Below are 23,359 nucleotides of genomic sequence, written 5' to 3' on the forward strand. Positions count from 1 at the left end.
GCATGCCGCATCGATTTCCCTGCCTGCTGCTGTTGCTGCTGACCACCGCAACGCTGCACGCACAACCGCAGCCCGGCCCCGGCACCGCGTTGTCGCAGGTGCGCGCCGATGATGGCCAGCCGCTGGCGGTGTGGTCGCGGGTGCCCGCGCAGCCGCGTGGCACGATCGTGCTGGTGCATGGCCGCACCTGGAGCGCGCTGCCCAATTTCGACTTGCAGGTGCCCGGCGAGCCGCGCGATGCGCGCTCTGTCCTGGCAGCGCTTGCGCAGGCCGGTTATGCCGCCTACGCGGTGGACCTGCGCGGCTACGGCGGCAGCGCGCGCGACCGCACTGGCTGGAATACGCCCGCCCGCGCCGTGGCCGATGTCCGCAACGTGCTGGCCTGGGTCGCACGCACCCATCCCGGCCTGCCGCCGCCGGCAGTGCTGGGCTATTCCAACGGCGCACGGGTGGCGTTACTGCTCGCGCAGCAGCAGCCGCAGGCGATGTCTGCGCTGGTGCTGTTCGGCTTTCCGGACGATGTGGATGCGCCGCCCGCACCAGCGGTATCGGCAGATCGGCCGTTGCGTGCACCCACCACGGCGGCGGCAGCCGGCGAAGATTTCATCACCGTCAACGCGGCGCCGCCGGGCGTGCGTGCGGCCTATGTTGCGCAGGCCCTCGCAGCAGACCCGGTACGCACCGACTGGCGCGCGATGGAGCAGTTCGCCTTCCGGCCCGAGCAGGTCGCGGCATTGCCGGTGTTGCTGTTGCGCGGCGTCGACGACCCGATCGCTACCCAGGCCGACAACGCCCATCTGTACGCGCGCCTGCGTAGCGAAGACCGCAGTTGGGTGACCCTGCCGCACGCCGACCATGTGGCGCAGGTCGAAGACAGTCACGCCGCGTGGGTGGACGCAGTGGTGAGCTTCCTGCGTCGTCCGCGCTGAAGCCGGTGTGCCCGCGCAGCAGTGCGCGGTGGAGGCGTGTGGCTAGCGTCGGCGTCGGCCACGCACAGGTGATCCACCCGCGCTGATGCAATGCAGGCGTCGGTCATGCGCTGCTCGAACATGACCACGCGCGCGCCGATCGTCGTCGCCTGCGTTGCAGCGGACCGAGTGCGTGGACCGTCTCCCGGATATCGAACACCACGCATTGCACGCACCGTGCAGGCCCGCACTAGCTCAACAACGCCCCCAACCGCTGCGCCGCCTGCTTCAGCGGTTCCAGCAGCTGCGTCTGCATCGTCTGCAGGCTCACGCGTCCGGCCTGCGCGCCGATGTTGAGCGCGGCGATCACCTCGCCGCGCAGGTTACGCACCGGCACGGCGATCGAGCGCAGGCCGATTTCCAGTTCCTGATCGGTCAGGCACATGCCTTCGCGGCGCGTGCGCGCCAGCACGTCCAGCAGTGCCGAGGCCTGGGTCACGGTGCGATCGGTGCGCGGACGCAAGGTGGTGCGTTCCAGATACGCCTGCAAGGTGTCGCCGGGCAGGGCGGCCAGCAGCACCCGGCCCATCGAGGTGCAATAGGCCGGCAGCCGCGTGCCCGGGCGCAGCCCGATCGACATGATGCGTACCGTTTCCGCACGTGCCACATACAGCAGGTCGTCGCCATCCAGCACGCCGAGTGAGCACGATTCGTGCAGTTGGTCGCGCAGCCCGTCCAGCACCGGCTGCGCTGCTGCGGTCATCGACGAAGACGCCGCGTAGGCCCCGCCGATGCCCAGCACGCGCGGCAGCAACACATAGCCACGCCCTTGCTCGCCGACATAGCCCAGCTTGGCCAGCGTATGCAGCACCCGCCGCACCGCCGCGCGCGAGATACCGGTTTCCAGGCTGATCTGCGACATCGTCACTTCGCGCGCGTGCTGGGCGAACACGCTCAGTACCACCAGCCCGCGGCCCAGCGAGGTCATGAAGTCCGGGTCGCCCTGGGCGGCGGCGATCTGCTGCATCAGCTCGTGCGGCAGACCGCGCTCGCTACCGGCCGCAACGGCGGGGGCGGGACGTTTGCGGCGGTTGGAGGCGGGCTCGGGCATAGGAGTACGGTGCTGACAGGTCCTGTGCATGGTAAGCGCTCGCGCCACTGCATGCCCCCGCTCACAGTCTGTGCGTGGGCATGTAAGCGCTTCACCCTGCTTGCCGCATAATCGTGGCTGGTTTGTTCCGGATCGGTGCGCTTAGTCCATGAAAACCCCCAAGGGCCTGCAACCGCTGATCGACGATGGCGTCATCGACGAAGTGTTGCGACCACTGAAGAGCGGCAAGGAAGCATCCGTCTACGTGGTCAGCGCAGGCGCCGACATCCTGTGCGCCAAGGTCTACAAGGACATGGCGCAACGCAGTTTCCAGGCGCGCGTGCAATACCAGGAAGGCCGCAAGGTGCGTGGCAGCCGTCAGGCGCGTGCGATGGGCAAGGCCACCAAGTTCGGCCGCAAGGAAGCCGAGACCGCCTGGAAGAACACCGAAGCCGATGCGCTCTACCAGCTGGTGGACGCCGGCGTGCACGTGCCCAAGCCGCGCGGCTACTTCCACGGCGTGCTGCTCATGGACCTGGTCACCGACGAAGCCGGCCACAGCGCACCGCGGCTGGGCGAAGTGGAACTGGAGCCGGAGCAGGCGCGCGACTTCCACACCAGCCTGATCGGCGACGTGGTCAAGATGCTGTCGCTGGGCCTGGTGCACGGCGATCTGTCCGAATACAACGTGCTGGTCTCGCCCGAGGGCCCGGTGGTGATCGACTTCCCGCAGGTGGTCAGCGCGGCCGGCAACAATGCCGCGCGCGACATGCTACTGCGCGACGTGCACAACCTGCGCGACTGCCTGGGCCGCTTCGCACCGGAGCTGCTGGACACCTATTACGGCGAAGAAATGTGGGCGCTGTTCGAGAAGGGCGAGTTGCGCCCGGACAGTACGCTCACCGGCCGCTTCAAGTTCGACACCAAGCGCGCCGACGTGCGCGCCATCCGCGCTTCGATCGAAGACGCACGCCAGGAAAATCTCATCCGCCAGCAAGGCCGCGAGGCAGCTGCCGAAGACAATGACTGATAACTGCAAACACCTCTGCTAGGCGTACCGCCAGGCGCGCGTGGTCGGTGTGTTCGACGCGGTCTGCCTCGCTGCGGACATGGCGGTTATCAGCGCGCTATGCGCAGTCGGCTGTTGAGTGCTCGCGACGTGTGATCAGCCGCTCTGGCGGGGTGTGGTGCAGGCGATGGCGCACGCGCATGTCATGCGCCGAACAGACGACAGGCGCGACGCTTGAGTAGCCACGTCTTACGCCGGGCGCCGCCACTGCACGCTGCATGTCGCTTGCTGTATGTCGCTCGCCGCACCAACTTCACCAACCCCCGCTGCACCTGCCTGATGCGCAGCGCCGTGCTTCCGGCCCTGCGTCGTCCCTTGGTGCGATCTCACCAGCGCGCGCTGTCGCGTGTCGCTGCGGCCTGCGGGTAGGCCCTGCATCAGTGCACCGGTTGCGATGCAGCGCAGCAAACCCTCGCCCCTCGCGCTGGATCGCATCCACGCTCGCCAACCGCGCAGGCTGTCTCGGCGCGACGACATGGCCGGGCAGCACCAGGGTTGCGCCGGTCTATGCAGCCATGCCACTACGCCAGGCAAAAACCGTTCGCGACTGAGATAGTGATGGGTCGTAACTCTCTGGCAGGCTCGGCCCCTGTCTTCCGGAGAGTTCGTCATGTCGTTTGATCCCGATGTCGCGCGTCTGTTCGCCCAGCTGCAAGAGGCAGCGCAACCGCCCATGGAAACCCTGCCGGTCGAAGGCGCGCGCCCGCTGCCAGCTGCTGGCCATCCATTATCGGCTCGCCCCGGAACACCCCGCACCCGCAGGCGTGGAAGATGTCATCGCCACCCTGCGATGGGTGGTCGCCCAGCCCGCCGCGGTGGGTGCCGATGTGCAGCGGCTGGCGATCTTCGGCGACAGCAACGGTGGCGCCATGGCCGCCGTTGCGGCGCTGGCCGCGCGCGATGCCGGAATCGCCTTGCGCTGTCAGTTGCTGGTATATCCGCTCACCGACGCACGCCAGGACAGCGGTCCGTATCCATCGCGTTCGCTCAATGCCGGCTTGCCGCCGCTGACCGCAGTGGCGGTGCACTTCTTCAACCGTCACCTGCTGCCCGACATGGCAGTCGCCAATGATTGGCGCGTCTCGCCGATACTGGTGCCGGCCGTTGCCGGCGTTGCGCCTGCACTGGTCGTCGTGGGCGACCGCGACATGCTCTACGACGAAGGCCGCGCCTATGCCGAACGTCTGCGTGCCTGCGGCGTGGAAGTCACGCTGCACAGCTTTCCCGGCATGATCCACGGCTTCATCGACATGGGCGGCGTCCTGCGCGCGGCGGACGAAACGCTGGAGCTGGCGGCGTTGACGCTACGCCAGCGCCTGCTGCCCGCGATCGAACGCAGGGCTGCATGACACCGAGCGGCAGCCGTGTCGCTACACGTGTTGCCGCAGCGGCGGCGAGCGATCGGACTTTGCCCTGCGCCAGTCACTCACTGCGCGCGCGCGATGCGACAACTGCCTGCAACCATCGCGTCGGTGCAGTGCCCGGCGCCACCCGATCGCTGCCCGCAACGATGGCTGCGGCGACATTCTCGGTCGCGCGCAGCCGTGGCCGGCAAGCGCGCCGGCTTCACGCGTTTGAGTGTCGAAGACACGCAGCGACTCGACGTTGCGATGCAACGCTGCCTATCGGCAATTGCCGATCAGAAATTGAACCGGAATGTGGTCATCAACACGTGGTTCTCGCGATCTACCGCACGCGTGTTGACGAACTGATTCAGATAACCGATATCGGCGTTGGCAATGGCATTGAATTTCCAGTTGATGCCGACAAAGGCGCGGTTCTGGTCGAGACCGCGGCGCGCCCCCCATTGCGTCTGATCCAGATTGACGAACAGTTCGTTGAACGCCACCCAGGACAGTTGCGGACTGAACCGGCTCGGGCGTACCGCCCGGATCATCTGCCGCACGCGATAGCCTTCATCGCTGAAGTCTTCGCGGTGGCGCTGTTCCAGACGCGTCCGGCTGGTAATGGAGATATTGGCAATCGGGTCGAACTGGTATTGAAATTGCCCCCACCAGCGATTTTCGCGATTGGACGGCTGCCCGGCCGGATGACTGATGATGGTGTCGTAGCCCATCCAGACACTGGCCTTGGCATTGAGTCGATAGAACACCGCAGGGCGCAAAATCAGCTGGTCGAACTGCTCGCCTTCCTCGCGCCAGCGCGGGTGCACATCCATGCTCCAGTACAGGTTTTCGACCGGCAGCTTGCCCTGCGCATAAATGCTCAGCCAGTAACGCCCGTCTTCTTCGGTATTGGCCTGCGCCGGCGAAATACTCGCCAGTGTCAGCAACAGGAAGGGGCAGGCGAAGCGAAATGTTGCCGTCAGTAACGTGCCAAATGCGTTCATTTAGTGAAATGTGTCGGCGTTGGCAAATCATAGCAACAACTTTTGAGTTTGCTTCGACCGTTTGGTTGGCTCAAATCGCCTTTGCTCGCCCGGGTCTTCGTGAATCGGGCCATTCCATCGTTTTGTGCTGAAGCAGCGGTGACTGCGGTCTTCAAAACAGGTGTGACCGGCCGATCGCCGACGACGGACAGCGACCGGCGTGTCGATTACGCCACCTGGCTGCGCCGCGCGCGCTCCAGATGCACCAGCAGCAGCGAGATCGCCGCCGGCGTCATGCCGGGAATGCGTTGCGCCTGGCCAATATGCTGCGGGCGCACGCGTTCGAGCTTCTGTTGCACTTCGATCGACAGGCCGCGCACGCCGGCATAATCGAAGCCGTCGGGGATCGGCGTGGTTTCGTGACGTTGCTGCCGCGCGATATCGTCGCGCTGGCGATCCAGATAACCGGCGTACTTGACGCTGATTTCGACCTGCTCGGCCACCTGCGCATCGTCCACGCCCGGTCCCAGCGACGGCACCCGCATCAAGCTGGCGTAGTTGAGCTCGGGGCGCTTGATCAGATCCAGCACGTTGGTCTCGCGGCTGACCGCCACGCCCAGCGCGACGGCCACCTCGCGGCCGAGGGCATTGCCCGGCGTCGCCCAGAGCGCCGACAAGCGCGCCGTTTCGCGCTGCACCGCCTCCTGCTTGTGCGCGAACCGCGCCCAGCGTGCGTCGTCGACCAAGCCCATCTCCCGACCGACCCCGGTCAGGCGCGCATCGGCGTTGTCCTCGCGCAGCTGCAGCCGGTATTCGGCCCGGCTGGTGAACATGCGGTACGGCTCGGTGGTGCCGTGGGTGATCAGATCGTCGACCAGCACGCCCAGGTACGCCTCGTCGCGGCGCGGCGACCACGCCGGCAGGCCCTGCACGCGGCGCGCCGCATTGAGCCCGGCCAGCAGGCCCTGCGCGGCGGCTTCTTCGTAACCGGTGGTGCCGTTGATCTGCCCGGCGAAGAACAGCCCGCCCACCGCCTTGGTTTCCAACGAGGCCTTGAGCCCGCGCGGGTCGAAGAAGTCGTACTCGATGGCGTAGCCGGGGCGGGTGATATGCGCGTTTGCAAAGCCGCGAATCGAGCGCACCAGCGCCAGCTGCACATCGAAAGGCAGCGAGGTGGAAATGCCGTTGGGATAGATCTCGGTGACTTCCAGGCCTTCGGGCTCGACGAAGATCTGGTGGCTGGTCTTCTCTGCGAAGCGCACCACCTTGTCTTCGATCGACGGGCAGTAGCGTGGGCCGATGCCTTCGATCTGCCCCGAATACAGCGGCGAGCGATGCAGCGCGCTGCGGATGATGTCGTGGGTCTGCTCGGTGGTGTGGGTGATCCAGCAGCTGACCTGGCGCGGATGGTCGCTGCGCTGGCCCATGAACGACATCACCGGCAGCGGGTCGTCGCCGGGTTGTTCGGTCATCACGCCGTAGTCGAGCGTGCGCCCATCGATGCGCGGCGGCGTGCCGGTTTTGAGCCGGTCGATCAAGAACGGCCGCTCGCGCAGGCGTGCGGCCAGCGTGGTGGCCGGTGGGTCACCCATGCGCCCGGCCGCGTACTGGGTTTCGCCGACATGGATCTTGCCGGCCAAAAACGTCCCGGCGGTCAGCACCACCGCCGGGGCCTCGAAGCGCAGCCCGGTCTGAGTGATGACCCCGCGCACGCTGTCTGCTTCGGTGGCGCCGTTGTGGATGATCAGATCGTCCACCGCCGCCTGGAACACGGTCAGGTTGGGCTGGGCTTCGACGATGCGGCGGATCGCGTTGCGATAGAGGTTGCGGTCGGCCTGGCAGCGGGTGGCCCGCACCGCCGGCCCCTTGGAGGCATTGAGCGTGCGCCACTGGATGCCGGCCAGATCCGCTGCGCGGGCCATCGCGCCGCCGAGCGCGTCGATCTCCTTGACCAGGTGCCCCTTGCCGATCCCGCCGATGGCCGGGTTGCAGCTCATCGCGCCCACCGTCTCGATGTTGTGGGTGAGCAGCAAGGTGCGCGTACCGGCGCGGGCAGACGCCAGTGCGGCCTCGGTGCCGGCGTGGCCGCCGCCGATCACGATGACGTCGTAGCGATAGAAAGAGTCGGACATGGGTGTGGACTGAGAGCGGAAAGGGGAAAACGGCCGCGGAAGTATCGGCTGAAGGGCAGTGGAGGTCATCAATTCATAAAAAATGTGACTAAAGTCACATTTCGCAACAGTGATCCTCAAGTTGGCATGTTTCGTGCGGATATCCCTACTGCACCTGTCGTGGCATTGCGACATGGGCGCAAAGGCTGGAATTGGAACAGGGGCCAGCCGCGCGTGCGATGGGGTAGCGTAAGGGTCGGTAGTCGGGGGACTGCCGACCCTTATTTTTTTCCGCGTAGGGGCCGCGGCTGGGCCTTGCCACGCTGCAGCGCTTGCAGAGCATCATCCAGACAAAAACAGAAAGCCCCGGCGTGCCGGGGCTTTCTGCGTTGTAGGCGCCGATATCCGACAGGGCCGGAACAGGGGGGATCCAGATTTCCCTGTCGGACATCGACATGAGTCGGTCAGTGAGGCGGGCCCGGTCAGAAGATGACGTGGCGGGTCACACAGAGCACCCAGCTTGCGGCCAATCGCTGGCTGAACGCAAGCCCCCAATGTCTTCAATTGTGGGCCGTGTCGCAGTCAGCAGCTCAAGGAATCTGCCCGCGTGTGTTACGTGGTGCGGTTTGCCGTTGGATCTCACGGATCACCCGTGGCGGTGCGCCGATCCGCGGCGGTGGCCGCGATGGCGGTGCACCGGTGGCCGGTGGCCGGTTGGGCCGCTGCGGACGTGAGCCGCCGGGGCGCGGACCGTTGTTGAACGAGCCGTTCGGACGTGGCGGGCGGTACTGCGGGCGGCGATCGTTCTGCCGGTAGTAGTAACCGCCGCCGCCGCGATAGACCGGGTACACCGGATAGTCGTACAGGCCGATCGACCCGGCGCCATAGCCATACGGCACACCGTACGGGCTGCCGTACCAGTAAGGCGAGTAGCCGGGTGGATAGCGATACTGCACGGCAGGGGCACCACGGTAATAGCCGCCCGACCCACCGCCGGTGTAGTCGTACGTTGCGCAGCCACCCAGGGCCAGCAGCCCGGCGGCAAAGATCAGACGGAATTTCATGAATGGTGCCCTCCTGCAACCATGGTGTCACTTTCGAACCGATGCATTGAATCGGTCCTTAATTGTGCGGCAACGCGGCGCTTCGTCATCGATCCAGCATGCGCGGCGGCAGTGCGTGCGACCCGTGAAGAGGGGGCATACGTTAATCTTGCAGGCATGATCGATCCGGTCCCTCTTGCCCATTCCGACGTCCTGCAAGCCGCTGCGCGGATCGCGCCGCACTGCGCGCCGACACCGTTGCTGACCTCGCATAGCCTGGATGCGCTCAGCGGCGCGCAGTTGTTCTTCAAGGCCGAGCATCTGCAGCGCAGTGGCGCATTCAAGTTCCGCGGCGCCTGTAATGCGGTGTGGTCGCTGCCGGACGCGCTGGCAGCGCGCGGTGTGGTGACCCATTCGTCCGGCAATCATGGCGCGGCACTGGCGCTCGCCGCACGCACGCGTGGCATTGGCTGCCACGTGGTGGTGCCCGAAGGCGCGGTGGCGGCCAAGCTGGCCAATATCTCCCGCCACGGTGCCACGCTGTGGCGTTGCGCACCGACCATCGCCGCACGCGAGCAGCTGTGCGCGCAGGTGCAGGCCAGCAGCGGCGCCACGCTGGTGCACCCGTACACCGATCCGGCCGTGATTGCCGGGCAGGGCACCGCCACGCTGGAGCTGCTGCATCAAAGCGATGGGCTGGACGTGCTGGTGGCGCCGGTCGGCGGTGGCGGGCTGGCGGCCGGGGCCGCGCTGGCGCTGGGTAACGCTCCGGGCTGCGCGCTGGTGCTGGCCGAGCCGGCTGGCGCGGCCGACACCGCGCGCTCGTTGGCGGCCGGGCAGCGGCTGGTCGATTTCGTTCCGGAGACCGTCTGCGACGGCCTGCGCGGCAGCCTGGGCGTGCCCAACTTCGCGCTGCTGCAGCAGGCCGGTGCACAGGTGATCACCGTCGACGATGCCGCGGTGGTGCAGGCGATGCGGTTGCTCTGGCAGGTGCTCAAGCAGGTGGTCGAGCCGTCGTCGGCGATCACCCTGGCCGCGGTATTGGCCGAACCGGCACGCTTCGCCGGGCGGCGGGTAGGGCTGATCCTGTCCGGCGGCAATGTGGATCTGGATGCCTTGCCATGGGCTGCGGCGTGAGCAGGCGCTCGCGCGGGCTCGGCCTGTGGGGCTGGGGTTGGCGGTTGTGCATGCTGGCGCTGATCTGGCTGGTGGCGGTGGCAGGCTGGATCGTGTGGGTTGGCGACCGCGATCAGGCCGCGCCGGCCGATGTGATCATCGTGCTGGGTGCGGCCGCCTACGATGCGCGCCCTTCGCCGGTGTTCGAAGAACGCATCCGGCATGCGCTGGATCTATACGCGCAGGGCTATGCGCCACGGCTGTTGTTCACCGGCGGCTTCGGCAATGGTGCGCGCTTTGCCGAATCGCAGGTGGCCCGGCGCTATGCGCTGCGCCACGGCATCCCGCCGGAAGCCATCGTGATCGAAACCGCTTCACGCACCACCCGGCAGAATCTGGAACAGGCGCGCACGCTGATGGAGCGGCACGGCATGCATCGGGCGATCATCGTCAGCGACCCGTTGCACATGGCGCGCGCGCTGCGGCTGAGCCAGGAGCTGGGCGTGGATGCGCTGGCCTCGTCCACGCCCAGCACGCGCTTTCGCAGCTTCCACACCAGTTGGCGCTTCCTGTTGCAGGAGGTCTATTACTTCCACCGCGATCTGGTGGTGCAAGGGCCGTGACTGCGAGCCTATGATGCGGCTTTCCCAGCGGCAGGTTCGAGCATGAGCGAGAGCAACCGGCAACGCGCCATCGGCCTGGTCCAGGCCTATTACGATGCCTTCAACCGCGGCGATTGGGATGCCATGCTGGTGTTCCTGGCCGACGACGTGGCCCACGACCTCAATCAGGGTGCGCGCGAAATCGGGCGTGCGGAATTTGCCGCCTTCCTGCAGCGCATGAACGACAGTTACCGCGAACAGCTGCGCGATGTGGTGATCATTGCCAACGACGATGGCACCCGCGTAGGTGCCGAGTACGTGGTGCACGGCGTCTACCACACCACCGACGAAGGCCTGCCGGAAGCCACCGGGCAGACCTATGTGCTGCCGGGCGGTGCGTTCTTCGACGTGCAGGGCGACAAGATCACCCGTGTCACCAACTACTACAACCTGCAGGAATGGATCGCGCAGGTATCGCGCTGAGTGTCAGCGCTGTGTAGGAGCGCGCTTGCGCGCGACGAGGCATTCCCGGTAACGCGTCATCGCGCGCAAGCGCGCTCCCAGGCGGTGGTCCGGGTTACAGCAACACGATGCCGGCCACCACCAGCACGAAGATGCTCCACTTGAGCACCTGGTACAGCGGGTTGTTGCGTTCCTTCAGCGCCTTGGCCTTCAGGCGCGCGGCGTAGAAATAACGGAACACGCGGTTGATGCCGCCGGTCTTGTCGCCTTCCTGATTGGGCGAGGCGCCGGCCGAGAGCAGGCTGCGGCCGACGAAACGGTTCGCCGCCGCTGCCCAGCGCCAGCGCATCGGGCGCTCGATGTCGCAGAACAGGATGATGCGGTCCTGGTCGGTGTCGTTGCGCGCGTAGTGGATGTAGGTCTCGTCGAACATGGTCCATTCGCCATCGCGCCAGCTGTGGCGCTGGCCGTCGACATCGATGAAGCAACGGTCGTCGTTGGGCGTGGCCAGGCCAAGATGCAGGCGCATGGAGCCTGCGAACGGATCGCGGTGCGGGCGCAGTTCGCTGCCCGGCGGCAGTTCGGCAAACATCGCCGCCTTCACCGTGGGAATGGATTTCAGCAACGCGGTGGTCTGCGGGCACAGCTCGGCCGCCGACGGGTGGGCGGTGCCGTACCACTTCAGATAGAAGCGCTTCCAGCCACGGCGGAAGAACGAATTGAAGCCGATGTCGGTATAGCCGTCGGCGGCGCGGATCTTCTGCATCTGCTGCAGCGCCACCGCTTCGTCGCGGATCAGCGACCAGTTGGCGCGTAGCGGCACCAGTTCCGGAAATTCCTTGCCCGGGTCGATGAACGGCGTGGTCGGCACCCGCGAACACAGGTACATCAGCGTGTTGACGGGGGCCATGAAGGTGGAATGGTCCAGCAGCTGCCGGCTGAGCCGGTGCCGCACGCGACCGCGGTAATGGATATAGAGCGCCGATGCGATGAACAGCGCGATGAGAAGCCACTTCAACATGGGGGAGGCCGATTGGGGGGCGGAGGCCGCAAACGTAAGAGTGGCTGCCAACAAGCGCGCGCAGTGCTGCGCCGTGTCGGTAGACACCATCGAACAGTGTGGGCCGCAGCAGGAAACCGTGGCCGATCATTTCAGAATTCTAGCAAGTGTGGCCGCCTCGCCTGGCACCTGGGCATCAGCGTGGGCGCAATACTCTGTGTCTCACCGGCAGTGGCTGCGCGGCGAGCGGCCTTCTGTACCGCCGCTCAGTCGATGCGGCGGCGGATCGGGATTGCGCTCACCGGCACGCTGGCGATGTCGTGCCCATGTTCGCGGATGGGTGCGCCCGGCGCCGGCGCCCAGGCATGCGCGTAGATCACTTCCCAGGAGCTGGGCAGGGTGCCGTCCGGCCGTCGCAGCGGTTCGTAGGCAGCGCTGGCGGCAGCGAAGCGGCCGCGTCCGGTCAGGGTGGCGCGGCGGTTGCTGAGCGCATTGGTGGCGCCCATCGCACGCAGTTCGCGCATCAGCGCGGGCAGGTCGTTGTAGGTCAGGGTGAACAGGTCGCGGTCCAGCACCGGGTCGCGGAAGCCGGACATCAGCAGCGCATCGCCGAACTGGGCGATTGGCGGAAAACGGCTGACATGCGGGGCCGGGTCGGTTTGCGCAAAGGCTTCGCGCAATTCGATCAGCGTATCCGGGCCGAAGGTGGAGCACAGCAGCAGCCCGCCCGGCCGCAACGCGCGGCGGAAACCGGCGAACACGGCCGGCAGGTCTTCCACCCACTGCAGGCACAGATTGCTGAAGATCACATCCACGCTGCCGTCGGCGACGGGCAGCGCGCGCGCATCGGCGCAGACCTGCGCGAACGGCTTCCACCAGCCGGCTGCCTTGCGCGCCTGGCGCAGCATCGGCATGGCCTGATCCAGCGCGATGACCTGCGCCTTGGGCCAGCGCTTCTTGATCGCGCCGCTGGCATGGCCGGGCCCGGCGCCGACATCCAGCACCACCTTGGGCACCTGCGCGCCCAGGTAGTCGAGCGATTCGAGCAGGCGCGTTTCTGCTTCGCGTTGCAGCGCGGCGGCGGCGGCATAACTGCTGGCGGCACGCGCAAAGGCGCGCCGGACGTGGCGGGGGTCGAAGGTACTGTTCATGGCGCCGCTATTGTCGCCGCTGGCCGGGGCGGAGGGAATCGTGTGTGGTGCGTACCGGCGATGGGCCGGGCAGGTTCGTTGCGCTAGAACGTGCCGGGATAGCTGCCGCCATCGATGAGCAGGTTCTGCCCGGTGATGTAGCCGGCCTGCGCGCTGCACAGAAACGCGCAGGCTGCGCCGAACTCGTCCGGCTCGCCAAACCGTGCGGCCGGGATGCCCGCACGCTTGCGCTCGGCGACTTCGTCGGCGCTGCTGCCCTGTCGTTGCGCGATGGCGGCGAAATTGCCGCGCAGGCGGTCGGTGGCGAACTGCCCGGGCAACAGGTTGTTGATGGTGACGTTGTCGGCGACGGTGCTGCGCGCCAACCCGGCGACGAAGCCGGTGAGGCCGGCACGCGCACCGTTGGACAGGCCCAGGATATCGATCGGCGCCTTCACCGCGCTGGAGGTGATGTTGACGATGCGGCCGAAGCGGCGTGCGCGCATGCCATCGACGGTGGCGCGGATCAGTTCGATCGGCGCGAGCATGTTGGCGTCCAGCGCGCGTAGCCAGTCTTCGCGTTCCCACTGACGGAAATCGCCCGGCGGCGGGCCGCCCGCGTTGTTGATCAGGATGTCGACCTGCGGGCAGGCCGCGAGCGCGGCGCTGCGTCCTGCCGGCGTTGCGATATCGGCGACCACGCTGCGCACCTCGCCAGCACCGGGGCGTGCGCGCAGTGCGTCGGCGGCCTGTTCCAGTGCGGCGCTGCCACGCGCCGCAATCACCACATTGACGCCTTCGCTGACCAGCGCACCTGCGCAGCCCAACCCCAGGCCTTTGCTGGCGGCGCATACCAGGGCCCAGCGGCCGGCGATTCCCAGATCCATGCGATGTGTCCTCGATCAGCGATAGCGCATGCTCGGCGACCGCTCATGGCACGGACGCAACGAAGCGTTGCAGCGCCTCGCTTACCTGATCGGCGTGACCGAGAAAAGGGGCATGGCCACCGCCGGCGATGGTGAGCGCCTGCGCCTGCGGGGTGAGCGCAGCGGCGGCATGCATGCCGGCGGCAGGCACCAGGCGATCGCGTTGCCCGGCGATCCACAGGCTGGGGCGTGCCAGTTGCGGCAAGGCGCGGCGCAGGTCGGTGCGCTCGAGCAGGGCAAGCCCTTGCTGCAACGCATCGGGCGCCGGTTCGCCACGCGCGGTGAGCGTTTCGCGCAGGCTGCGCAGCTCGCTGCGCGCATGCGCCGAGCCGAGTGTGTCGAGCGCAAGAAACCGCTCCAGCGTGCCGCGATAGTCACGCGACAACTCGGTGCCGAACTGCACGAACACCTCGCGCTGCACTGCATCGGGCCAGTCGTTGCCGCGCACGAAACGCGGTGTGGCGGCGATCATCGCGAGCCCGCGCACCTGCGGTTGGGTGGCCGCCGCATGCAGCGCAAACAACCCGCCCAGCGACCAGCCAAGCCACACCGCCGGCGGTGTGGCTGCCGCAATCTCTGCGACCACGTACGGCAATGCCAGCGGTGTGCGGTCGTCGCGACTGAAGCCGTGCCCGGGCAGGTCGACCAGATGCAGTTGATAGTGCGACGACAGGCGCTCCACCAGCGGCGCGAACACCCCGCCGTGCAGTGCCCAACCGTGCAGAAGAACCAGCGCAGGCCCGTGGCCGATGACGTCGATATGCATGCGCGTATTGTCGCCGATTGTTGCGTGCCCATACGCGTTGATCGAGGCGCGTTGGTGCTGCGACAGGGTCCAGAAATACTGGATGGTGGTGGCCTTGTCGCCGCTTGCAGTTTGCCGATTGGCGCTTGGGTGTTTAGGTATGGCGCTGTTGCGGCGCGCCGGCGTCAGTGCGAGACGGCTGCACGCAGCGCACTGATCTTCGGGGCCAGCAACGCCCATTGCGTGCGCGCATGCCCGCGCCAGCACCAACGCGCCGGCCAGCGCCAGCGCCGTGCACGCCGCGCCTGGATCGTGGCCGCCAACCAGTCGGGGTCGAATCCACCCCAGACGCCGGCCACGCTGCGCAGATTGCCGATCAGCACCGGATGTACCTCGTGCAACAGCATCGTGCGTAACTGTTCCAGGGTGAATGGTGAGACGGCTAAAGCGTGCGCAATGCTGTTGTCGTCGCGACTGTCGGTGTCCAGATACAGCAGCGACAACGCTTCCCACACGCGGCGCTGCGCCGCTGTGGCTGTACCCGGCGTCGCCAGCGGCATGTCAGTGACCAGATGCCATGGGTGGCTAGTACGCATGCACCGCAAAACCGGTGCAATGCACACAGAGCAGGTCGCAACGAAACGTCAGCGCGCGGGTGCCGCCTGCCACGCGCGCGCGTTGTGCAGTCAATGCGTTGGCTGGGTGGGCCCTGCCACTTTCAGTACAGGCCACGCATGCAGGGCGGCGCCCTCAGGCAGATGCACGCAGCGGCTGCCGGCTCACCACATCGCGCGCCTGCACGATGGCGTCGATCAGCGCCTGCACCTGCTGCGGGGTGTGCAGCGCAGACAGCGTCACGCGCAGGCGCGCCTTGCCTTCGGGCACGGTGGGTGGACGGATGGCGCCGACCATGAAACCAGCCTGTTCGAGCGCGGCCGACATTGCCATGACGGTGGCTTCTTCGCCGCACAGCAACGGCTGGATCGGTGTGTCGGAGGCCATCAGTTCGAAGCCATGCTTGCGCGCGCCATCGCGGAAAGTGCCGATCAATTCGACCAGGCGCGTACGCCGCCAATCGTCGCGGCGCGCCAGGCGGACTGCGGCCAGGGTGGCGGCCACCTGCGCCGGCGGCAACGCGGTGGTGTAGATGTACGGCCGCGCGGTTTCGGCCAGATGGCGGATCAATGCTTCTTCGCCGACCACGACCGCGCCGTAGCCGCCGAGCGCCTTGCCCAGCGTCACCAATTGCAGCGGTACTTCGGCCACGCCCAAACCGGCATCGGCCACGCAACCGCGCCCCTGCGGGCCCAACACGCCCACACCGTGCGCGTCGTCGACATAGAACAACGCTTCCTGCATGCGCGCCACCAGGCTCAACGCACGCAGCGGCGCCACATCGCCATCCATGCTGAAAACGCCGTCGCTGGCCAGCATCGCCGCACCGTCGGGTGCGCCCTTGAGCTGGCGCATCGCACCTTCCACGTCCAGGTGCGGATAGCGCCGCAGCCGGCAGCCGGCCAGGCGGGTGGCGTCGAGCAGGCTGGCGTGGTTGAGCCGGTCCTGCACGCAGACATCGTCTTCTTCGCTGAGCAAGGCCTGCTGCACGGCCAGGTTGGCGATGAAGCCGCTGCCGAACAGCAACGCCGACGGGTAGCCCAACCACTCGGCGATCTCGCGTTCCAGCGTTTCGTGCGCGGTGTGGTGGCCGCAGATCAGATGCGAGGCGGTGGCGCCGGCACCATCGCGCGCGGCGGCGTCCTGCAAGGCGGCGACCACTTCGAACTGTTGCGACAGGCCCAGATAGTCGTTGGAGCAGAAACCGGTCAGCCAGCGGCCGTCGATCTCCAGCCGCACGCCATCGCGGCGCCCCACCAACCGCCGCACCCGCACCCGTTCCTGGGCCACACGCAATTTACGCAGCGACGAAATCCGTTCGTGCAGATCGGGGCGAGCCATGGGGGCGTTCGACAACGAAAGAAGGGCCGCTAGCGTAGCGTGCCGCGCTCATCTCGCCCAGCTGGCACCGACGGCCGGTGGCAGCGGGGTGGGCTTGAGGTGCATGGGCTGCCGGCGATGCCTGTTGAACGCTGCAGCCCGCCCTTCTCGGCTCTGAAGAACTGGACGTAGTGCGGGGTCACGCCGGAACGGCGTGCTCCGTCATGCGGCGTGTTCGCACGCCGCGCCGCGGGTGATGTCCGCATGCACGGTGCCGGGGTGGTCGTGCTCGGCGGCATCGACGGTGACCTGCATCGGGCGCAGGCCCAGGCGCTGGAACAGGGCCTGGTCGCGCTCGGTGTCGGGGTTGCCGGTGGTCAGCAGTTTCTCGCCGTAGAAGATCGAGTTGGCGCCGGCCAGGAAGCACAGCGCCTGCAGTTCGTCGCTCATCGCTTCGCGGCCGGCGGACAGGCGCACCATCGACTTGGGCATGGCGATGCGCGCGACCGCGATCATGCGCACGAACTCGAACGGGTCCAGCTGCTGGGTACCGTGCAGCGGGGTGCCGGGCACCTGCACCAGCTGGTTGATCGGTACCGAATCCGGATGCGCCGGCAGCGTGGCCAGCGCCAGCAGCAGACCGATGCGGTGTTCGCGGGTTTCGCCCATGCCGACGATACCGCCGCAGCAGGTCTTCAAACCCACATCGCGCACATGTTCCAGGGTGTTCAAACGGTCCTGGTAGTGGCGGGTATGGATGATGGAATCGTAGTAATCCGGCGCGGTGTCCAGATTGTGGTTGTAGTAGTCCAGCCCGGCGTCTTTCAGCGCGCGCGCCTGGCCTGCGTCGAGCATACCCAGCGTGGCGCAGGTCTCCAGGCCCATGGCCTTGACCTCGCGGATCATCGCGGCCACCTTGGGGATGTCGCGCTCCTTGGGCGAGCGCCAGGCGGCGCCCATGCAGAAACGCGAGGCGCCGGCAGCCTTGGCCTGGCGCGCCTTGGCCACGACTTCTTCGGTCTCCATCAGCTTCTGCGCGGTCACGCCGGTGTCGTAGCGCTGCGCCTGCGGGCAGTACGCGCAATCTTCCGGGCAGCCGCCGGTCTTGACCGACAACAGCGTGGAGACCTGCACTTCCGTCGGATCGAAATGGGCGCGGTGCACGCTGGCCGCACGGTGCAGCAACTCCGGAAACGGCAGATCGAACAACGACTGCAGCTCTTTGCGATCCCAGTCATGGCGTACGGCAACAGACATCGGAGTTTCCTGACAGTCAGCGGCTTGGAAGCCAGGCAGTCTGGTGAGCATGGAAGAAGCTGTCAACTTTGAAGAAGTGGGATCGGTTTACAGGTGGCCGCACCGGGTGTTGCGGCTGCTGTTGCCGAGTCTGTGTCTGGTCTGCGCGGAAGCGGGCATGGCCGATTGCGACCTATGTCCGTCGTGCCGGGCCGCATTGCCGGAGCATGGCCATGCCTGTCTGTGCTGCGCTACCCAGTTGTTCGCCTCCGATGGGGCGGCGCTGTGCGGGCAGTGCCTGCAACAGGCCCCGCCCCTGCAGCGCGTACATGCCTGTTTTACCTATCGCTGGCCGGTGGACGGGCTGCTGCGGCGCTTCAAGTTCCATCAGGACCTGGCGGCGGGCCGCCTGCTCAGCGAGTTGATGGCCCGGCGCTGCGCCAGCCTGCCGCGACCGCAGGCATTGGTGCCGGTGAGCCTGCACCGGCAGCGCCTGCGCCAGCGTGGGTACGACCAGGCGCTTGAGTTGGCCAGGCCGCTGGGCCGCGCGCTGCGGCTGCCGTGTCTGCCGGTGCTGCGACGCGTCCGTGCCACCGCGCCGCAATCCGAGCTGGACGCAATCGAGCGGCAGCGCAATGTACGCGATGCGTTCTTGGCACGCGGGGCGTTGCCGGCACATGTGGCGCTGGTGGACGACGTGATGACCACCGGCGCCACGTTGCATGCGGCGGCCAGGGCCTTGCGGCGCGCGGGCGTGCAGCGGGTGGATGCGTGGGTGTGCGCGCGGGTGCCGTGATGGGGGTGGATGCGGTTTCTGTGTGAGGTGGCTCTGTCATAGCCCAAAGACACTTCAGCGCGGGCTGCAGGCGTTGCTTGGTCCCGTACCCTCACCCCAACCCCTCTCCCGTAGGAGAGGGGCTTGTTGCCTGCGGAGTGGTTCTCTGTGGCGCAGGCTTTACGTTGGAGAGGCCAACGCTTGTTGCGAGGGAGCAAATGTTTCAACAGGACCTTGTCTGTCGAACGCTGCCGCCTGCCAACCCCGGATCCCAAATGCCAGATCCCGGATCCACGGACCCTAATTCCCAAATCCCAAATCCCAATTCCCAATTCCCAATTCCCAATTCCCAATTCCCGAATCCCAATTCCCAATTCCCAATTCCCGAATCCCGCCCCTAACGCACTGCCACTGCGATGCCGACAAAGATCGCCAGACCTACCCAGTTGTTGTGCAGGAAGGCCCGGAAGCAGGGGCCGCGTTCGCGGTGGCGGGCGATGCGGAATTGGTAGATGACCAGCAGAGCCGCCACGCCCAGGCCTGCCCAGTAGGCCGTGCCGAGATCGGCCCGCAGGCCGACCGCCGCCAGGGTGGCGAACATCAGCGCATAGAGCGCGCTTTGCGCCAGCAGATCGTACGTGCCGAACAGGATGGCGGTGGACTTGCTGCCCATGCGGATGTCGTCGTCGCGGTCGACCATGGCGTACCAGGTGTCGTAGGCGGTGGCCCACAGGATGTTGGCTGCGTACAGCAGCCAGCCCAGCAGCGGCACGCTGCCTTGCACGGCGGCGAAGGCCATCGGGATGCCCCAGCCGAACGCCATGCCCAGATAGACCTGGGGCAGATGGGTGTGGCGCTTGAGGTAGGGGTAGCTGGCGGCCAGGAACACACCAGGCACGCTCAGCGCCACGGTGAGCCAGTTCAGCGTGAGCACCAGCCCGAACGCCACCAGCATCAGCACCACGAACACCCACAGCGCATCGCGGCCGGAGACCGCACCGGTGGCCAGCGGGCGCGACTTGGTGCGCTCGACGTGCGGGTCCAGCCAGCGGTCGGCGTAGTCGTTGATCACGCAGCCGGCCGAGCGGGTCAGCCACACCCCGGCGGTGAACACGCACAGCGTCCACAGCGGCGGCAGGCCGTCGGCGGCCAGCCACAACGCCCACCAGGCAGGCCACAGCAGCAACAGGCTGCCGATCGGGCGATCGCCACGGACCAGTTTCCAGTACTGCCCCAGTCGCTGCGGCCACGTCAGCGCGCGCGCTGCCGGCAGTTGTTCGACACCGTGCTTGCTCATGTTGCGAAGGGTAGCAGCGCGGCTTGGCCGTGGTCATGCGGGCGCGCAAGGCATGCCCTCCATCCACCCGGTCAGAGTGTCGATTGGTTGCGGCCTGGCATAGCGGCAGGTCACGTCTTGCCAGGCCCCGTCACGCGCGAGGCGGCTGTTCTGGCATAATGCGCGGCCAGGCGCTCGTAGCTCAGCCGGATAGAGTAGTGGCTTCCGAAGCCATTGGTCGGGGGTTCGAATCCCTCCGGGCGCACCAGATCCAAACCAGTCGGCCCGCCGCAGTGTCACTGCAGCGGGCCGATGTCGTTTCTGGATCAGCATGTGGCCGGCGCTTCGAGTGTTGCGACCTGGTGGCACTGCGACACCATCGCTGCGCCGGTTGGCAGGGTGGCCGAGGCCATCCTGCCAGGCGCATCTCAGGTCACAGCATTTCCGGCGGCGGAACGGTGGCCTTGGACTGCTGCTTGCCGCGTGCGTGCTCGATGGCGGTGCGCAGCTTGCGCGCGGCACCGGTGACGGCGGAGGCGGTGGTTTCGGCGCTGTTGGTGGCCGCAATCGGTGGCAGGCCGGCGACATGCGCTTCGATGCTGCAGGTTCGATCCGCCGCGCCGCCGCGCTGACCGTTCTCATCGCGCAGATGCACTTCCACGCGGGTGATGTCGCTGGCGAAATGCGCCAACTGGGCGGTGCAGGTCTTTTCGACATGCGCCACAACAGACGGATCGTGCGGCACGTGCTTGTCGGTCTGGATCTGAATCTGCATAGAGTGTCTCCTTCGCGGTCATCCGCTACGTCTGCGTAGCGGTGGCTTGATTCTGCGTCAGCTCGGTGTTGCCGCAAGGTGACAAGCCACTGCATGTTCATGCAGTGGTTGGCTGGCCCGTCGCATTCCCCCGGACGCTGCGCTTTCGTCCGCATGAATCGCCGCCCTAGCGGTGGGCGGCAGGGTGGGGGCGGTGGCTTAAGATGCCGGCACCGCGCGGTCCTGCGCCCGTCCGATGCCTGCCTGTGTCCCGATTTCGTTCTATGTCGTCTGCCCGTTCGAGCAAGGTGTTGCGCGTGCTGCTGTGCTGCGGCCTATGGCTGGTCTGTGCAGGCGCGGTGCTCGCCCAGGATGAGGACAGCTTGCTGGAGACCGCGCAAACACAGTTGGACAGTGCGCAAAAGGTACTGGATCAGGGGGAGGCCGGGCTGGAGAAGGCCGATACCGAACTGCTGCGCTCTTTGACAGACCAGGTAACGCTGGCGCAGCGGCAGGCGCAGGATCTGGCGCGACAGCTGGATCCACCGCTCAAGCAAATCAGTTCGCAGCTAGCCGGCTTGGGTGATGCGCAGCTAGGCGAGGCGGCCGATCTCAAAAAGCAGCGCGAAGCGTTAAAGAAAGAAAAAAACGCCTTGGATGCAGAATTCAAGCGCGCCAATCTGCTGGACTCGCAAGCCCGTGAGCTCGCCGATCGCCTGGAACAAAAGCGCGCGCAGCTTTTCAGCGTGCAGCTGTCCACGCGCGTTGCCTCGCCGCTATCGCCGGCGTTCTGGAACCAGATTGCGCAGCAATGGCCGGATGATCGCACCCGTCTGCGCGGCTTGTACGACGATGCTGTCCAGGCGGTGCGCGCCGGCACGGCGGCCAACGGCGTTGGCCGCCTGGTGACGGGTGTGGCCATCGCGCTGCTGCTGGCCTTCCCGCTACGCATTTTTCTGCGTCATCTGGGGCGGCGTTATGCAGCGTCGCGTGCCCCGGGCGGGCGGTTGCGACGCTCCGGCTTGGCGCTGTGGTTCCTGCTGGTCGGCACGCTCAGTCTTGGGATGGCTGCCTGGGTGCTGGCCGAAAGCATGCGTGCGACTGTCAAGGTGCCGGCCGATCTGGACGAGTTGCTGGGTGCGTTCGTCTTCATCAGCTTCATCGCCGCCTTTGTCGGCTCGCTCAGTGCCAGCCTGCTGATGAAGCACCAACCCACCTGGCGGCTGTTCCCGCTGGACGACGCCACCGTCGATCGGCTGCGCGTGCATTGCCTGGCCACCGCCGCGGTGAGCTGGCTCAGCGGCATGGCGATGAAGCTCAACGAAGTGGCGCGCACCAGTGCCGTCGCTACCACCGCGACCGATGCGGTGGCTGCGTTGTTGTATGCCGGGTTGATCCTTTCTGCACTGGCCGGCCTGAGCCTGTCGTTGCGCGCGCGTGCCGCAAGCGCCGGGGCCGCCAGTGCCGATAGCAGCGAGCCGCCGCCGGTGGTGTCGCGTGGCGGCGGAGTCATCGTGCTGATCCGCCTGCTGGGGCATGTGGCGGTGATCGTATCGCTGCTGGCGGCGTTGTTTGGCTATATCAATCTGTCGCTGTTTATCGCACGTCAGATCATCTGGATCACGCTGATCTGCAGCCTGCTCGGTTTGTTGGTGGTATTTGCCGACGACCTGCTGACCTGGATCTTCAATCCAGAGGGGCGCTTCAACCGTGCGTTGTCGCATGCTTCGGGCATAGGCAGCGGACGTCTTGTGCAACTGGGTCTGCTGCTGTCAGCCGTCGTCCGTGTCGTGTTGATCCTGCTGGGAATCGCGGCGCTGATCACGCCGTATGGCGCCAATCTCTCTGCGGTCACCGGCTGGGCCGAGAACGTCTCGCACGGCCTCTATCTCAGCGACGAGCTCACCATCACACCGGTTGCGGTCGTGCGTGCATTGCTGGTGTTCGTGCTGGGCCTGGGTGTGGTGCACGTGGTGCAGCAGTGGCTGCTCAACACCTACTTGCCCAAGACCGAGCTCGATGCCGGCGCGCGCAATTCGATCAGCACGGTGGCGCGTTATCTGGGCTGGTTGGTGGTGGTGGTATGGGGGCTGACTGCCCTGGGTCTGGACTTGAAACGCTTGGCGCTGGTGTTGAGTGCCTTGTCGGTGGGTATCGGTTTCGGTCTGCAGGCGATCACGCAGAACTTCGTGTCCGGGCTGATCCTTCTGGCCGAGCGGCCGGTGAAGATCGGCGACTGGGTGCGCATTGGCGACCAGGAGGGCGATGTGCGCAAGATCAGCGTGCGTGCCACCGAAATCCAGGTAGGCGACTGCTCCACCTTGATCGTGCCCAACTCGGAGTTGATCACCAAGAGCGTGCGCAACATGACGCTGTCCAATCCAATGGGCCGTGTGCAATTGCAGTTCTCGGTGCCGCTGGAAACCGACGTGGCGAAGGTGCGCGACATGCTGCTGGCCTTGTTCGCCGAGCATGCCAGGGTATTGGCCGAGCCGGCGCCATCGGTCTTCATCGATTCGCTGGCGGGCGGGCATGTCAATTTCAATTCGTTTGCCTACGTCAGCAGTCCGCGCGATTCCTATGGCGTGCGCAGTGAGCTGTTCTTCGCGCTGCTGCAGCGCATGGAAACGGTAGGTATTGCGCTGCAATCGCCGCAGGAAATCCGCTTCAGCCGTGCAGGTGCAGCGGTGGCGCGCGAGACCGGGGATGGCACGCCTGCTTCGGAAGATTGAGGCGGCGAATTTGGCGTGGCTGTGTAGCGCTGGATAGAACGTGAGCGTGCTGCGGACGCGGCCATCTTGGGCCGTCCCCGTTGATGCAGTAGCAGCGCCAGACCTCATGGCGGTGCAGCG

The 23,359-nt window shown here is 66.6% G+C and carries 20 protein-coding genes, 1 tRNA gene and 1 pseudogene; 9 read left to right on the plus strand and 13 right to left on the minus strand.

Annotated elements, in window-relative coordinates:
- Window positions 1–2: 2 nt before the first annotated feature.
- Complete coding sequence (locus tag M3O59_RS01845; protein ID WP_147308497.1) at window positions 3–929, plus strand: alpha/beta hydrolase; 927 nt, start codon at window positions 3–5, stop codon at window positions 927–929.
- Window positions 930–1,158: 229 nt separating this feature from the next.
- On the opposite strand, the gene M3O59_RS01850 is transcribed toward M3O59_RS01845, so the two are convergent.
- On the minus strand, window positions 1,159–2,019 hold the full coding sequence (locus tag M3O59_RS01850) for an IclR family transcriptional regulator domain-containing protein (protein WP_064632914.1): 861 nt from the start codon (window positions 2,017–2,019) through the stop codon (window positions 1,159–1,161).
- A 148-nt stretch (window positions 2,020–2,167) separates the two neighbouring features.
- Here M3O59_RS01850 and M3O59_RS01855 point away from each other — a divergent pair, with 148 nt between their 5' ends.
- Window positions 2,168–3,028 carry a PA4780 family RIO1-like protein kinase gene (locus M3O59_RS01855; RefSeq protein ID WP_064632916.1) on the plus strand — a complete coding sequence of 287 codons (861 nt, stop codon included), beginning with the start codon at window positions 2,168–2,170 and terminating at the stop codon, window positions 3,026–3,028.
- Between the two features lie 649 nt (window positions 3,029–3,677).
- Window positions 3,678–4,416 (plus strand): annotated as a pseudogene (locus tag M3O59_RS01860) (alpha/beta hydrolase).
- Window positions 4,417–4,706: 290 nt separating this feature from the next.
- On the opposite strand, the gene M3O59_RS01865 reads toward M3O59_RS01860, so the two are convergent.
- From M3O59_RS01865 to M3O59_RS01875, 3 genes are all read right to left on the minus strand, one after another.
- Window positions 4,707–5,417 (minus strand): DUF2490 domain-containing protein, encoded by a 711-nt coding sequence (locus M3O59_RS01865; RefSeq protein WP_116905848.1) that lies wholly within the window; start codon window positions 5,415–5,417, stop codon window positions 4,707–4,709.
- 206 nt (window positions 5,418–5,623) lie between these two features.
- Window positions 5,624–7,528, minus strand: a complete 1,905-nt coding sequence (gene mnmG, locus M3O59_RS01870; RefSeq protein WP_116905849.1) for a tRNA uridine-5-carboxymethylaminomethyl(34) synthesis enzyme MnmG — start codon at window positions 7,526–7,528, stop codon at window positions 5,624–5,626.
- 569 nt (window positions 7,529–8,097) lie between these two features.
- Window positions 8,098–8,571, minus strand: a complete 474-nt coding sequence (locus M3O59_RS01875; protein ID WP_064632924.1) for a hypothetical protein — start codon at window positions 8,569–8,571, stop codon at window positions 8,098–8,100.
- A 156-nt stretch (window positions 8,572–8,727) separates the two neighbouring features.
- Between M3O59_RS01875 and M3O59_RS01880 the strand changes: the two genes are divergently transcribed.
- Genes M3O59_RS01880 through M3O59_RS01890 form a run of 3 tightly spaced genes read left to right on the plus strand, consistent with a single transcriptional unit; the run spans window position 8,728 to window position 10,751 of the window.
- Window positions 8,728–9,687 carry a pyridoxal-phosphate dependent enzyme gene (locus M3O59_RS01880; RefSeq protein ID WP_064632926.1) on the plus strand — a complete coding sequence of 320 codons (960 nt, stop codon included), beginning with the start codon at window positions 8,728–8,730 and terminating at the stop codon, window positions 9,685–9,687.
- The gene (locus M3O59_RS01885; protein ID WP_116905850.1) at window positions 9,672–10,289 is read left to right on the plus strand and encodes a YdcF family protein; all 618 of its coding nucleotides are present in this window, start codon (window positions 9,672–9,674) and stop codon (window positions 10,287–10,289) included. The genes M3O59_RS01880 and M3O59_RS01885 overlap by 16 nt, the downstream gene beginning before the upstream one ends.
- A 42-nt stretch (window positions 10,290–10,331) precedes the next feature.
- Window positions 10,332–10,751 (plus strand): nuclear transport factor 2 family protein, encoded by a 420-nt coding sequence (locus tag M3O59_RS01890; protein WP_116905851.1) that lies wholly within the window; start codon window positions 10,332–10,334, stop codon window positions 10,749–10,751.
- Window positions 10,752–10,845: 94 nt separating this feature from the next.
- Here the strand turns inward: M3O59_RS01890 and lpxO are convergent, their stop codons facing one another.
- From lpxO to bioB, 7 genes are all read right to left on the minus strand, one after another.
- A complete protein-coding gene (gene lpxO, locus M3O59_RS01895) occupies window positions 10,846–11,751 on the minus strand; it encodes a lipid A hydroxylase LpxO (protein WP_064632934.1) in 906 nt (301 codons plus the stop codon).
- A gap of 245 nt (window positions 11,752–11,996) precedes the next feature.
- Window positions 11,997–12,881, minus strand: a complete 885-nt coding sequence (gene bioC, locus M3O59_RS01900) for a malonyl-ACP O-methyltransferase BioC (protein ID WP_116905852.1) — start codon at window positions 12,879–12,881, stop codon at window positions 11,997–11,999.
- Window positions 12,882–12,964: 83 nt separating this feature from the next.
- Window positions 12,965–13,747, minus strand: a complete 783-nt coding sequence (locus M3O59_RS01905) for an SDR family oxidoreductase (protein ID WP_064632938.1) — start codon at window positions 13,745–13,747, stop codon at window positions 12,965–12,967.
- A gap of 43 nt (window positions 13,748–13,790) precedes the next feature.
- Window positions 13,791–14,552: a pimeloyl-ACP methyl ester esterase BioH gene (gene bioH / locus M3O59_RS01910; RefSeq protein WP_116905873.1), complete on the minus strand. Its 762-nt coding sequence runs from the start codon at window positions 14,550–14,552 to the stop codon at window positions 13,791–13,793.
- Between the two features lie 164 nt (window positions 14,553–14,716).
- Window positions 14,717–15,091, minus strand: a complete 375-nt coding sequence (locus M3O59_RS01915) for a DUF7079 family protein (RefSeq protein WP_116905853.1) — start codon at window positions 15,089–15,091, stop codon at window positions 14,717–14,719.
- Window positions 15,092–15,281: 190 nt separating this feature from the next.
- Window positions 15,282–16,487, minus strand: a complete 1,206-nt coding sequence (gene bioF / locus M3O59_RS01920; protein WP_116905854.1) for an 8-amino-7-oxononanoate synthase — start codon at window positions 16,485–16,487, stop codon at window positions 15,282–15,284.
- Between the two features lie 201 nt (window positions 16,488–16,688).
- Entirely contained in the window at window positions 16,689–17,723 is a 1,035-nt protein-coding gene (bioB, locus tag M3O59_RS01925) for a biotin synthase BioB (RefSeq protein ID WP_116905855.1), read from the minus strand.
- Between the two features lie 49 nt (window positions 17,724–17,772).
- Between bioB and M3O59_RS01930 the strand changes: the two genes are divergently transcribed.
- Entirely contained in the window at window positions 17,773–18,498 is a 726-nt protein-coding gene (locus tag M3O59_RS01930) for a ComF family protein (RefSeq protein ID WP_181920549.1), read from the plus strand.
- Window positions 18,499–18,874: 376 nt separating this feature from the next.
- Here M3O59_RS01930 and ubiA read toward each other — a convergent pair whose 3' ends face one another.
- Window positions 18,875–19,774, minus strand: a complete 900-nt coding sequence (ubiA, locus tag M3O59_RS01935; RefSeq protein ID WP_116905857.1) for a 4-hydroxybenzoate octaprenyltransferase — start codon at window positions 19,772–19,774, stop codon at window positions 18,875–18,877.
- A gap of 170 nt (window positions 19,775–19,944) precedes the next feature.
- On the opposite strand from ubiA, the gene M3O59_RS01940 reads away from it, so the two are divergent.
- Window positions 19,945–20,021, plus strand: a tRNA-Arg gene (locus M3O59_RS01940).
- A gap of 165 nt (window positions 20,022–20,186) precedes the next feature.
- On the opposite strand, the gene M3O59_RS01945 is transcribed toward M3O59_RS01940, so the two are convergent.
- Window positions 20,187–20,528 carry an HPF/RaiA family ribosome-associated protein gene (locus M3O59_RS01945; protein WP_116905858.1) on the minus strand — a complete coding sequence of 114 codons (342 nt, stop codon included), beginning with the start codon at window positions 20,526–20,528 and terminating at the stop codon, window positions 20,187–20,189.
- Window positions 20,529–20,791: 263 nt separating this feature from the next.
- Between M3O59_RS01945 and M3O59_RS01950 the strand changes: the two genes are divergently transcribed.
- A complete protein-coding gene (locus tag M3O59_RS01950; protein ID WP_249046848.1) occupies window positions 20,792–23,239 on the plus strand; it encodes a DUF3772 domain-containing protein in 2,448 nt (815 codons plus the stop codon).
- Window positions 23,240–23,359 lie beyond the last annotated feature (120 nt).

This window comes from Xanthomonas nasturtii, assembly GCF_023337365.3.
In the GTDB taxonomy this organism is placed as follows: domain Bacteria; phylum Pseudomonadota; class Gammaproteobacteria; order Xanthomonadales; family Xanthomonadaceae; genus Xanthomonas; species Xanthomonas nasturtii.